General features: G+C 40.6%; 9 protein-coding genes. 5 read left to right on the top strand and 4 right to left on the bottom strand.

Annotated elements, in window-relative coordinates:
• The first annotated feature begins 403 nt into the window (after nucleotides 1–403).
• Complete coding sequence (locus LU361_RS11910) at nucleotides 404–3313, top strand: pentapeptide repeat-containing protein (RefSeq protein ID WP_233089062.1); 2910 nt, start codon at nucleotides 404–406, stop codon at nucleotides 3311–3313.
• Between the two features lie 285 nt (nucleotides 3314–3598).
• On the opposite strand, the gene LU361_RS11905 is transcribed toward LU361_RS11910, so the two are convergent.
• The gene (locus LU361_RS11905; RefSeq protein ID WP_233089061.1) at nucleotides 3599–4180 is read right to left on the bottom strand and encodes an imm11 family protein; all 582 of its coding nucleotides are present in this window, start codon (nucleotides 4178–4180) and stop codon (nucleotides 3599–3601) included.
• Nucleotides 4177–4800, bottom strand: a complete 624-nt coding sequence (locus tag LU361_RS11900; protein ID WP_233089060.1) for an AHH domain-containing protein — start codon at nucleotides 4798–4800, stop codon at nucleotides 4177–4179. The genes LU361_RS11905 and LU361_RS11900 overlap by 4 nt, the downstream gene beginning before the upstream one ends.
• A gap of 1183 nt (nucleotides 4801–5983) precedes the next feature.
• Here LU361_RS11900 and LU361_RS11895 point away from each other — a divergent pair.
• Nucleotides 5984–9406, top strand: coding sequence for a pentapeptide repeat-containing protein (locus tag LU361_RS11895; RefSeq protein WP_233089059.1), 3423 nt, complete (start codon nucleotides 5984–5986; stop codon nucleotides 9404–9406).
• Between the two features lie 14 nt (nucleotides 9407–9420).
• On the opposite strand, the gene LU361_RS11890 is transcribed toward LU361_RS11895, so the two are convergent.
• Nucleotides 9421–9624 (bottom strand): helix-turn-helix domain-containing protein, encoded by a 204-nt coding sequence (locus tag LU361_RS11890; protein ID WP_233089058.1) that lies wholly within the window; start codon nucleotides 9622–9624, stop codon nucleotides 9421–9423.
• A gap of 166 nt (nucleotides 9625–9790) precedes the next feature.
• Here LU361_RS11890 and LU361_RS11885 point away from each other — a divergent pair, with 166 nt between their 5' ends.
• From LU361_RS11885 to LU361_RS11875, 3 genes are read left to right on the top strand one after another with little or no spacing between them, the layout of a single operon-like run.
• On the top strand, nucleotides 9791–10024 hold the full coding sequence (locus LU361_RS11885; RefSeq protein ID WP_233089057.1) for a hypothetical protein: 234 nt from the start codon (nucleotides 9791–9793) through the stop codon (nucleotides 10022–10024).
• 35 nt (nucleotides 10025–10059) lie between these two features.
• Nucleotides 10060–10356 (top strand): hypothetical protein, encoded by a 297-nt coding sequence (locus LU361_RS11880; RefSeq protein ID WP_233089056.1) that lies wholly within the window; start codon nucleotides 10060–10062, stop codon nucleotides 10354–10356.
• A 21-nt stretch (nucleotides 10357–10377) separates the two neighbouring features.
• Nucleotides 10378–10668, top strand: a complete 291-nt coding sequence (locus LU361_RS11875) for a hypothetical protein (protein WP_233089055.1) — start codon at nucleotides 10378–10380, stop codon at nucleotides 10666–10668.
• On the opposite strand, the gene LU361_RS11870 is transcribed toward LU361_RS11875, so the two are convergent.
• On the bottom strand, nucleotides 10665–13517 hold the full coding sequence (locus LU361_RS11870) for a DUF927 domain-containing protein (protein WP_233089054.1): 2853 nt from the start codon (nucleotides 13515–13517) through the stop codon (nucleotides 10665–10667). The two genes, LU361_RS11875 and LU361_RS11870, sit on opposite strands and share 4 nt — an antisense overlap.
• Between the last annotated feature and the right edge of the window lie 2 nt (nucleotides 13518–13519).

Genomic DNA, 13519 nt, shown 5'->3' with positions numbered 1-13519 from the left:
TCTGTTGATGTTGGATATGGTAGCTTTGTTTGTGCGCGCGCAAGTAGTGAACATTTGATTGGGATTAGGGGTGGTTGTGCATGGTGCCTTTATAGTGTTGCTTAGATTGCTTATTCGAACTTAACTTATTGATATTAAAAGAAAATAAATAAGCAATTGGCAAAAGCAACGTGAAATAAGCATTGCTTTTAAACATTTACAGGCTAAATTTCTGTTGATATCTAATCAATAAATGATCGACATTTTGAAATGTGCTCGATCATTTTAACATGTCGCTCGATGGGTATATCTGATGGTTTGTACTGCTTGCGGTAGCTTCAATAGCGATACACAATAATGCTTGATCACCTAGCCACTAACTGACTTCAACAAACAAAATAATTAGCAGGGAGCAGCCCGCAACATGGATGACCAAACCGATTTGATCGCTAAGAAACCTGTTTATATATTTAAAAGATTGAAACTTGATCCTAAGAAGACAATTAAAGCTCTCGGAAAGGCTGTAATATCTGGCGTTAAACAAGATTATTATGGTGTGGCGACCAATATATGGGATGGTTTGACAGAAGTAAGTCCAGCCGTAAAAGCCCAATATGCCGCTTGGGCTTTAATCTATAACGCTCTTACACGATCCATTGCATTACTGGTTGAAGATTACCGTGACCTGTTTGATTTGGAATGCAGCGAATCTACTCTAGAGTCTGTAACTCACCGCTTAGACGAAGAATTACAAGACATTGAAATAGACTTAGACCTTAATTTTTTTAACCAACCAGACAAATTAGAGTTTTTTATCTATCTCGAAGCCCCTCTATGTTTTTGGTTGACCGGTTTAGGATTAAAAGAACATGAGGCCCGAGCTTTCTTTTATCGACTAAAAAATCATTTTGTTATCTCACTACACAAATGTTGGTTAGATAAATCAGCAGATTATCAAAGTATTGAAAACGCTCTTGCAACGCCATTTGTACAAGCGCAAAAAAAACAACGAGAATGGATTCAATACAATGCTTGGTTAAAAGATCAAGTAAAACAACGTATGTTTGCCGAAGCATTTAGCTTGGAACAAATCTACGTGAAGCTTAGGGCCTTTTACCTCCGAGAGAGTGTAACTAAAGACAATGATATTAAAACTGTTAATTTAGGTATTGAAGCTAACCTAGAAGCTACCTTAGCTAACTCAGAAAAAGTTGTAGTAGATATCCACGAAGAATTACTACAGTGGGTAAATAACTTTAACTATGATGATTCTATACGTGTAGTCAGCGGTGGACCGGGTTCTGGTAAGTCTTCATTTTCCAAAATGTTTGCAGCACAAATCGTGACTGAGGTAGTTTATGTACCAGTATTATTTATTCCATTGCATCACTTTAAACTTAAAGACGATTTAATTAATTCTATTGAAAGTTTCGTAAAAAACCATACACATCTATCTCATAACCCCTTTGCATTTAACGGAGGAGAAGACCGGCTCCTATTAATATTTGATGGTTTGGATGAACTCTCAAATAGAGACAAGTCCTCGACAGATACAGCAGAACATTTTCTTGCAGAAGTGATTGAAAATTTAAATATATTTAATGAAAAAGGCTTAAAACACCAAGCTCTTATTACAAGTCGTGATCTAGTCATTGAAGCGAACTCTCATCAATTATATAAAGACAAGCAAATTCTTCACTTGTTACCCTACTATACTAGTGAGGACGATTTAGAAAACTATATCGATAAAGAACGACTATTAGTAGAAGATCAAAGAGATCTATGGTGGGAAAAATATGCCAAGGTAAGTAATAAAACATACAAATCAATGCCCAACGAATTAAAAGCAGACAACCTAGCTCCCATTACTCAAGAGCCGCTACTCAATTACTTAGTAGCATTAAGTTATGAAGAAAACCAAATACAATTTAAGGAAAGCACCACATTAAACAAAATTTACGCCGACCTTCTAAATTCTATTTACGAACGCCAATGGGAAGGTCAGTCATCTCTAGGCAGAAAACATGCATCGATTGGCAAATTAACACATGAAAATTTTGAACAAGTTTTAGAGGTGATTGCGCTTAGTACTTGGCATGGCAACGGTCGCACTGCTTCAGAAGAAGAAATCTATAGTAATATTAAATCTGACGGATTAAAAAATAGCTTAGAAGCATACCAAACAAGTATCGATAAAGGTATTAGCAAACTGTTAACCGCTTTTTACTTCCGCCGGAGTAATAACTCTGAACTAGAAAACAAAAGTTTTGAATTTACACACAAAAGCTTTAGTGAATATCTTGTTGCAAAAAGAATAGTTAGATTAATTAAACAAATTAATCTGGAGCTAAGTAGGGATAATATTCGCTCAAACAATCCCAACACTTCAAAAGTATTAACTACCTGGGTAGAGGTTACCGGACCAACAGAGATAAATAGAAATATCTATTTATTTTTGCAGAATGAAATACAAAGTTACCCATTGGACACACTTAAAATATGGCAAAAAACCTTTGGTGACTTACTACAACTCTGTGTTTGCCAAGGGGTTCCTACTGCCGGACTGGAAAAGCTAGACTTCAAATGTATACTAACCTACTTGCGTAACGCTGAGGAAATGTTATTGGTCGTTCATTCGGCTTGCGCTTTAATAACGAAAGAGGTTTTACTCATAAATTGGCAAGGTATGTTCTCTGAATGGCTTTTACGAATCATCGGGAACGAATCTGTATTCCTTAAAGCCGCTAAACTCTGTTTACAGTATTTAAATTTAGAGTCTGAGAATTTTGCTTTTTATAATTTCACTGACGCAAATTTGACTGGCTCTAACTTGAGGAATACGAATCTATATCGAGCAAATTTACACTCGGCCAATTTAGACAGTGTTGATTTTACTGATACCAACCTTAAAGGAGCGGTGTTAACCAGGTCAAAATTACGTAAAGCTAAGATTATCAATGCTGATCTTAAAGGTGCACAATTCGGAATAGACTTTCAAGATTGTGGCGCAAGCTTGTATCGTCGTACTAGAATCCAGAGGAGAGGTTTAAGGGATATTTTAGAGGATGCGATCCTTGATGGTTCAGATTTAGAAGGTGCTTTTTTGAGAGGAGTAAGGTTTGCTGGCACATCCCTTAACGGCACCAACCTCAAGCACACTCGATTAATAAGTGATAGCGTAGCAACTGATAAATTTAATGAACATACCGTTTTTCCAGAGGGTATAGATAGGGATGAATGCCTAGAGGCACATAAAGCTTACATTCTTCGTCTCCAAGAAAGGGAGTTATATCCTGAGATAAATACTGATCATGAAGACGATCAGATAAAGTAAATTTAGGTTGCTCACTAATAGCTACCCTCAAAACGAAAACAACCAACTGGAAGCAATACAGCCTTTATTTTATCTAATGTAGTGATGAGCGAAGCACCACCTTTTTCAAAGGATGAAACTGTGGTTTGTCACATTCCTGCTTTTCCGAGGGTAGCTTTCCTAGCCAGTGTGTAGACTGGAAAGCCAAAGGTGCCCTCCAAAGTTTCGGGGGCGATTTCCAGCGTTAAACGAATTTCCAGTTGCCGGATATTTCACTTGGAGCTGGATGGCGCATTACAGGTGTAATTAATGATTGGTTTTCATATTAAATTCCGGTGGGAACGGATGACTTACATCGGCGGTGAATGTGATTCCAGTTAGCTGTTCCATTTCAATTATTTTTTTAATTTTTTCTGATACAAAAAAAGCGTCTAAATCTATTTCGCAGCGGAATATGTCAATTCCAGATAGCTTGTTTTCATCAAAAACTATAGAAAATTTATCGTTTAAGGGGGCGTGCATACTGAGTTGATTGTTTACCGCATTATGTTGTTCTGCCAACTCTAAGCAATTAAAAATATATCCGCTTCCGCCATCATAAATAACGGGTAAGAACTCACCATACGAATCAAATAAATTCTTTAATACTTCGTAAGCTTTATTGCTCAAAAATAGCTTTCCAACTCGCATTGAAATATCAGGAACGGCCTCTGCTTCCGAATCGTCATCATAAAACTCAATAACCATCGTTTTCCATTGATCACGATAAGAAATTGGGCTGGGATCAATATTGAAATCTGTATTCTCCCCCAACACTTTGCGAGCTTCTTTTCCGTCAATATGTAAACATAAGAATTTATCAGTTGAAGGATGAATACGGTAAATCATGATGTAACTTTTTCTCCTGCGGGTAACATGACGTAGTCCGGTAAACTATCCATATTTAATAACCGATCTTTGATCATATTGAGCTGGAATCGACAATAAGTTTCGTTGTTGGTAGCGGGAAGCCGTATATAAGTATCCATCCAACGATAATAATTTTTACGATGGATTCTACTGTGAGGCACAGCTGGGCTTCTCATTTTTTTCTTTGCCTCTGTATTATTAGGTAACCAGCAACCATTATCAGGGTCATCTATACGTATTTTATACTTAGCAAGAATACCTCTTAGAGTAGCTGCTCTCGGGTGCCCACCAGAAACAATTGCATGAGCCTGGCATAAAGTGGGATGTGGCTTTTGGTTGTTAACAAGATTCATACGTTGGCCAAGCTTTTTAGAATCATGAACTTCTTCTTCAAGCTCAGTACGAGATTTTTTGGTATAGCCGTCACGTAAATAAGCCAACAACTCTTCTACACCTGCTTCAACCTGCCCAGCTACTTTTAAAACATTGAGATCGCCAAGAGTTGGGTTTTCAATGCCGACAAATTTTTCTATTGCACGCTCTGTCATACTCTTAAATGCATAAGGCTTCTTTGTTGGCATACTGTGATGAGGCAACATGTTTGATCCTTAATTTCGAGAAAATTAATTCTTAAGGATAACAGCAGTTAAACAGCTCTATGGGAACATCAAATGTTATCAAAAGGCCGCAAGTTAAAAAATAGGCGCCAAATTTACGTATATGTGACTTATACCCCATAGAGTTGAATATAACTGGCGGCAATTCAGATTTTCATTAACTTGCGCTCAAAAGGTTTTTCTAGGCACCGGTAAATCATATCGCTTAATTTAAAACCAGTGTAACTCATCACAGACTTTAACTAGCCATACCCTTGGTAATACGTAGATTGGAAAAAGTAAACTGAGTACTGCACAGCGGTGTTATGTGAAGATAAGAAGTATTTCTTACAGTGAATTCTCTATATTGAAAGAGATTTAAGGAAGTTTGATATCGTCAAAGATATCAAAAAAAGAAATGGTGCCAAGGCCGGACTTGAAATATATCCATAAATCATTGATTTATATACGTTTACCCAATTCAATTTTTGAAATATAGCACCAAAAGTAGCACCACTTTCGTTTCGCTGGGCTTACACCTGCTTTTCTGTGGTGATGACTTATTCTCAACGATTTATCTCATTTACCCTCACATTCACTCTTATATTGTTGGTTATTCAAACAATAGCCATACCTTCTTACTTTAAACCGGAACCGGAACCCCCTATAAGAGCCACTTCGGCTGTAAAAATTCTGCGCACTAGCGCCCCCGTAGCTAATACCCACTAGGAAGGACCCATGAATTCTTGGGAATGGTTGTCTGTTGGTGGTTGGTGACTGGTTAATTTGCGTTCAGCATATGAGGTGACGTGGGTTTTAAATAACTGTTTATTTATTGGCCTTTTTATGTGTTGTTGATGTTGGGTTTGGTGACGGTTTTTGTGGGTGCGCAGGTGGTGAACATTCGGTTGGGGTTAGGGGTAGTTGTGCATGGTGTCTTTTTTGCGTTGCTTACATTGCTTAGATTGCTTTTAAGCAATTGTAGGCTGAATTTTTGTGGATATTTGGTCAATAAATCACCGAGATTTTGAAAATGCTCGGTCGTTTTAACGTGTTGCTCGGTGGGTTTATCTGGTGGTTTTTACTACTTGCAACCACCGTAGGAGGGATACAGAATAGGTTTTGATCACTTATTCTTAAACTGGCTTTGCCATTGGAATTCAGTACATCAAGGAACCGCTCTTCTATGCCCACACCACCAGCCAGCATTACCGGTGAAAAGCCCGTTAACGCTCTGTTTCGCGATCTAAAGATTTCGCCTAAAGATAGCTTTAAAGCGTTAGGCAAAGCGCTTCTCTCTGGCGTTAAACAGGATTATCTCGGTGTGGCTGGCAATTTAATGGATGCGCTATTCGGGATTTCGTTTAAGGGTAATACCGAGCACGCAGCTTGGTTATTAGTATTTAGAGCGTTGGTCTTATCGATTAATAATTTATCTGTAGAGTACAAAGATGATTTCGATAAAGACATTGACGATAAACAGCAAGACGATTTTTCGAAAACGCTTAGCGATAAACTGGAAAAGCTGAAATTTTATTTGCCCTATAACTTTTTTAGTAACCCAGAAGATTTATCTTTATTTAACGACTTACAGCCAGCATTCACAAATTGGTTAACAAACTTAGGTATGTCGCAAGATAAGGCAAACGAATTTTTTCGCCGATTAAAGTCGAGCTTTAGTTTTTCGCTGGGTAGAACTTGGGCTGCTAACTCAAAAGACTATGAATGTATTCAAACTGCACTTTCAGGGCCTTTTGCAGAAGCTGAAGCATTAGCCTTAGGCTGGATGCAATACAAAGGCTGGTTAACGGCTGAAACACAACAAAGTATCTTTGATGAACCCATAACGCTAGAACACATTTACGTTCCATTACGCGCTTTTTATTATCTAGATAAACCAAAGAGCTCTATAGATGAAGATGAAAATCCACAAGAGACCACCAAAACCCCAACTGCTCAGGTGGTTGATTTAGAGTCTGAACTTACGGATTGGGTTAAAGAGTTTAACCGGAATAACGCCATAAAAGTGATTAGTGGCGGACCGGGTTCTGGTAAGTCATCCGCTACTAAAATGTTTGCTGTAACTGTCGCACGTAGCATGCCCGATATTCCGGTTTTATTTATACAAATCAATAAGCTTAAGGGTTATGATTATAATGCTGTAATAGACTTTACCAGTAAATTGAATTACTTCCCCCGAGGTTTTAACCCTCTGGATACTAGAGTAAGTAAAGGTCGATTATTACTCATTTTAGATGGCCTTGATGAGCTTTCAAGACGTGGTGATACAGCCGCTGCCGCCGCAACCGCATTTGTAGACGACGTTATCAACAATGTAGAAAACGCTAATGATCATTCATGCCGATGGCAAGTGCTAATCACTGGACGTGACATTGCCGTTCAATCAACTAGCAGAAACTTTAAACGCCTTGCCCAAACATTGTATTTATTGCCATTTATCGTTAATAAATATCACGATAAGTTTAATGACGAGAAAATACAGTTTGAAGATCCCAACAACTTATTACGTGTAGATCAACGAGATTTATGGTGGAGTAAATACGGTACAGGTATAGGACAACAATATGAAGGTATACCCAATAATTTTAAAACGGATAGCTTACTCGAAATCACCCGTGAACCTTTACTTAATTTATTAGTTGCTCTCACTTATAAGCCGAATGACTTTAACCTCGAAAATATAACCATCAATAAAATTTACGACAAATTGTTCCATAAAGTTTTTGAACGTGATTGGTACAGCGAAGGCACTCATCACGGCGCAAGGCATTTAGAGGAGGATCAATATAGACATGTGTTAGAGGAAATAGCACTTGTTGCTTGGCATAGTGGTGACGCCAGAACAGCAAAAGAATCGCAAATAGAAAAACGTTGTAAAACTGAAGGGATCACGAATTATTTAAAAATTTATGTCGAGTCTGCAAAAAAAGATATTAGCCAATTACTAACTGCATTTTATTTTTCAAGAAGTCATGAAAACATTCTTGGTGAAGACACCTTTGAATTCACTCATAAAACGTTCGGTGAATATTTAATTGCTAAAAGATTAGTAAGAGAGCTGAAATTACTCAACAAATTAAAGGTTGATGGTAAAAACGAGAAAGAGTTATTAAAGCGCTGGGCGGAAATCACTGGTCCTGTAGCTATTGACATATTTATTTTAGAGTTTATCAACGGTAGATTCACGCAAGATTCTGTTGAAGAAAATAAAAACCTGCAAGATACCATAAGCCATTTGTTAAGTGCTGCTTCTCAACACGACCTACCTATGGAGCTATTCGAAAACCTCTCTTTTAAGGATATGCTCAAACAATCTGGAAATGCATTAAAGATGTTATTTGTGGTTCATCACGCTTGCAGTTTATCGACAAAAACCATCTCTTCTACGAATTTCAGAGAAGAAACAAACTTCATTAAACAAGTAATTAATCGGAAGAATGATGTAACTTCAGAAAGACTTATATTGTCCTCAATGGCATATTTAAGTTTGTGCAATCAGGATTTGTCTTATCAAAATTTGAATAATTCGAACTTTCAGGGGGCTGATTTAGACAAAGCTAACCTCCAAGGAGCCAATCTCTACAGAGCTAACCTCGAAGGAGCTAATCTCGAAGAAGCTGACCTCCAAGGAGCCATTCTCTACAGAGCTAACCTCGAAGGAGCTAATCTCGAAGAAGCTAACCTCAAAGGAGTTAACCTTCAAGGAGCTAACCTTCAAGGAGCTAACCTTCAAGGAGCTAACCTTCAAGGAGCTAACCTCGAAAAAGCTAACCTCGAAGGAGCTAACCTCGAAGGAGCTAACCTCGAAAAAGCTAACCTCGAAGGAGCTAACCTCGAAGAAGCTAACCTCGAAAAAGCTAATCTCGAAAAAGCTAACCTCGAAGGAGCTAACCTCGAAGAAGCTAACCTCGAAAAAGCTAATCTCGAAAAAGCTAACCTCGAAAAAGCTAACCTCGAAGGAGCTAACCTCGAAAAAGCTAAACTCGAAGGAGCTAACCTCGAAGGAGCTAGCCTCTACCGAGCTAATAACCTCAGAAGAGCTAATAAGCTTGACGGAGCTAACCTCACTGGAGCGCACCTAGAAGGAGCTTACCTCAAAGGAGCTTACCTCGACGGAGCTAGCCTCAAAGGAGCTTACCTAAACAGAGCTTACCTTTACGGAGCTAACCTCGAAGGAGCTAACCTCGAAGGAGCCAACCTCGAAAGAGCTAACCTCGAAGGAGCCAACCTCAAAAGAGCTAACCTCAAAGGATCTAACCTCAAAGAAGCCAACCTCAAAGAATCTAACCTCAAAGGAGCTAACCTCTCTGAAGCTAACCTTTACGGAGCTAACCTCAACAGAACCAACCTCAACAGAGCTAACCTCAACAGAGCTAACCTCAACATAGCTAACCTCGGAGAAGCTAACCTCATTAGAGCTAATCTAAAAGGAACTACTCTCAAAGGTGCTGACCTTGAGGGAGCTGATCTACAGGGAGCTGATCTACAAGGAGCTGATCTATTTAATATTAAATATAATAAAGAAACCATTTTCCCTGACAGATTCGATATAGAAAATCATATGAAACAATACGATTCCAACAAGTAAGGCTTATTTTGGTACTAGACCTGATTTACGTCATCTACAAATACACCGTTGTCACCATCAAATCGTACCCTTCCAGTTTCCAATAAAGCGTGTTTCATTTTATCAACCGTAGTTGTTAACGCAGCTCCGCCCTTCTCAAAGGCTGAGACCGTCGCATGCCTAACTCCAGCTTGCTCGGCCAGAAACTTACCCGACCAATCTAATCCAGCCCTAGCCATTCGGCACTGTTTAGCATTCATACCCACACAACCGTAATTTAATTTCTATTTAGAGCTATAAAATGTTGTAAACAGCAAACGACCGCTGTAATATTACGCTCAACCGTTGGAAAGTTAAGAATGTTATCAAATTAGACAGTAACTCAGCAAATAACAGAGGTCAGCCATGAACAAGAAGGAATTTGCATTAACCGGTATTCAGTTTGATTTGGTCAATAAAATTGGCGCTGTCATTGTCGAGTCTGATGATGGCAAGGAAGTAAAAGAACCGGCTGAGTTTTTGGAATCGATGGATAACCGTTCACGTATGATTTTTTTAATCGGTTATTTGCAGTCGATGAACGATAAAAACAAACCACAAGATTGGGATTTTACGCCGGGTGTCGCCTTGGTTGAGTAGGGTTCTTTTAACGCATTTAATACGCAGGTGATGTTATGCAATTGGGTACTTTTGAGATTACCGCTTTTCATCTTAGTTTGACGAGTGCAGACAGTTTAATTTCTGTTACCAGCGCTGAGGGCGATCAAAAGCTACGACCGGAATTATTAAAGCCGTATTTAACCGAGCAAGAATTTGAGGTGTATTTGGCGGGTTATATTCAAGGGTTTAATGACCGCAATAAAGAGCGGTGTGTTTTTCCATCGCAAATTCTTAATGGTAGTGCCGCTCAGCTATTAAAGCGTAATTGGGATGATGTTAATAACGTGGTGGCTATTCGCACGGAAAGTTAATTAATCAATACAGGTGATGTTATGCAGTTAGGCAGCGTAAAAGTAACGGGCTATTGTTATTGTTATATTGATTACGAGCACATGATTTCTATATCAGCACCCGAAGGCCAACGGATGGTGGAACCGGAATCATTAAGGCCGCATTTAACCGAGCAAGAATTTGAGGTGTACTTGGCCGGTTATCTTCAGGCGTTTAACGATCGCAATAAAGAGCGGTGTGTTTTTCCGGTTCAAATCCTTGATGGTAGTGCCGCTCAGTTATTAAAGTGTAATTGGAATGACGTTGATAACGTGGTGGCCATTAAACGTTAGGCAACGCCTTCTATATCGTCGGGTTTATTGTCGTCATTTTCGTTGAGCACATCTTGCAAGGCAGACATTTTAATAAAATACACTTGGGTTTGGCGGCTGCCGGTACCAGGTAATACTTTTTGGTAAAGATTTCCTTTGCCTTTACTGGTAATTAGCGCACCACGTTTTTTTAAGAGTTCACAGGCGCGTTTGTAGTCTAGGTCTTTGCAAATTTCTTTGCGGAATACTTCTTTAAAAATATACAGTTCTTCTTCGCTATAAGACTGCTCGCCATAGGTGTGGTTTTCTTCAATTTTCCGAAATCCCCAACGAGTCATGCTGCGCGGCTGATGGGTATCAACTGACGGCTCTTCTTTGTCCCAACGGGTAAAGTTAGATTCTGCTTTGGTTTGCAGTAGCATGGTAATTTGTTCGAGTATAGCGCGGTCTTCTGCGTTACCTTCGCCCCCACGGTCGGCTAAGAAGTTTTTAAACAGCATCGACGCCGCAGCACGAGCCTCGCCTTTTTGCCATCCGGTAATGCCTTGCATGGTGGCTAATTCACCGCATTCACCTACCAACGCAAAACCCATAGCGGCACGCCTTGCTTGCCCACTGGCAGCATTGGTTAGGTGCTGCCTTTCAAACTCCATAACCATGCGATCTAAATACGCAGCAACCTTGCTGCGCTCTTCTGGTGTTGCAGAGGTTAACCATTGAATAAACGCTTGAAAGGCGTGGCCGTGGTTTTTAGTGGCTTGTTTTTTTAAGTGTTCTGATAAGGCAGCACCGTTTGCAAAGGCGTGTAGGTTTTGATAAATGCCTTTGCTGGCACGTTCTTTTTCGTTGGTGTGTAAATCAGCGCGAATGTGCAATAAACGCATTTCTTGACCTGCTTCGGTAATTTTACCCACGCGGTTTTGAATTTCCTTCAAAGAGCGCTCACCGTTACTTAACCAGACTAAACGCCATTTGTGTTGGGTGCGCGTACTGCTACCGGTATCGGTTGCACGGGCTTTACCTTCTTCGTTTCCTAATTGATAAACAGTATGGCCAACGCTAAAGGGGTCGGCTTGGTTGATTTCATCAAGAATTAAAATGGAATCACTGTGTGCTGATGCTGTGGATTCTAACGCCGCTGAGGTGGTATTCCATGTGTGCACGTAATTAGGTGCACCACACACAGAACCTGCCACCACCGATAACGAGCTTTTGCCTAGGCTGGAATTACCCAGCATGTGAAAACCCAAGGTTTTATAACCTACCCACTCTAACAATGGGCCAGTAAAGGCAATGGATACCGCAAACATTAATACCGGATTACCTGTGCAATAACGGGCAATATTGTCTTGCCAGCCTTGTAAACTGCCGGTGACTTGAGCGCGGTTTAAACAGGTGCGCTCGCTGTAGTAATGCATGGGTTCATCACTATCACCAATAACACCAACCGGTGACATATAAGCGCTGCCGTGCCAGCCCATACGATTAACAAGGCGCATTCGTTTGGTAGTAACACGAGAGGCTTTTTGCAGGTAATCGAGAACACGATTTTTGCTGTTACGGTGGCTGTCTACGGCCAGGCCACGGCTGTAGAGTTCTTCAAGCACCTTGGCACCACGATCAGACGCAAATAAGCGCATAGGTATGCACAGCTCGCAGCGTTGATTGTCGCGGTCGTGAAAGACCAACATAACGCTCCACTCGGTTCGCTCACTGGTACGCGCAAGGGCAAGCACTTCTAGATGGCCACAAATCCAAAATAGACTTTCACCGTCGTCGCTGTCGGGATTAACCCAATAGACACCACCATCACGAATCACGTAACCGGCGTTCAGTTGTCGATCATCCGGCGGTGGGTTGTCGTCTGCAATGTGTGCATTTGATACCGCGTTTTGCGGTTGTTGGTGCTGTTGATTGGGGTCATCTTTATTGGGGTGCTGCCAAGACTGAATGGCGCCATTAATTTGCGTGGCCACGGCTTCAAGCCCAAGTTGCACGTGCAGATCGTTAAAGTCTGAATAGGCTTTTTTGGTGTTGGGCGGTGGGCACTGAGTAAAGCTGGGTACAACGACATTACCAGCGGCAAGACTTGCAGCCTTGTGCGCGTATTGAATACCGGTAGTGTCGTCATCGGCGGCAATAATTACCATTACCTTCGCAAAAGCTTTGCGTAGCGCGGTGGTGACCTTGGGCAAGTTGCCTGCATCAAAGGCAATCACAACCGGTAATTGCGTGGCCATGTGCAAACTTGCGGCGGTGGCGTAGCCTTCTGCAATGATTACGGTCTGGCTTTGGGCAATATCACCCAATACGTGCATAGCACCGCCTTTGGGTGTGCCGGTTAAGAATTTCTTGGTACCGTCTGACGCAATAAACTGCAAACCTACTAAGTCACCGTTAACCTTTCTTACCGGAACAACCACAGAACCGCGCGAAAAACCTAGTTCAAAGGCGGCAACCTTTTTACGATTAAGGTAATCGGAACGTCCCTGTTTAGGTAATTTTTGCCAAATATCAGCAGCGCGTTTAGCCGCGTTTTGTTGTTTCGCTTTGCGTTCACGATCAGCCGATTGTTGAGCTTGTCGCTGCTTTTGTTTAATAGCTGCCTTGTCTTCTTCACTTAAGGTTTTGCCGTCGTATTCAATGTTTGCGCCTTTTTCTGGTAACGCTGGATTTTTCCAGTTGCCGTAAGAGCCGACGTAATACGTATTACCCGCCTTACTGATCACACTAAAAACACGATACCAACCGGAACGCTTTTTACCTGTGTCACCGTCTACCTGAACACGAACAATGCTGTTGGTATCTGCCTCGAATGAATCCAGCAAAAGACCAGCAGATTGAAGTTGTTTTAATACAGAATCATACATAG

Origin of the sequence: Sessilibacter corallicola, assembly GCF_021290925.1 — a bacterium.
In the GTDB taxonomy this organism is placed as follows: Bacteria; Pseudomonadota; Gammaproteobacteria; order Pseudomonadales; family Cellvibrionaceae; genus Sessilibacter; species Sessilibacter corallicola.
The sequence above is the reverse complement of the archived record's forward strand: the minus strand, read 5'-3'. Positions and strand labels throughout refer to the sequence as shown.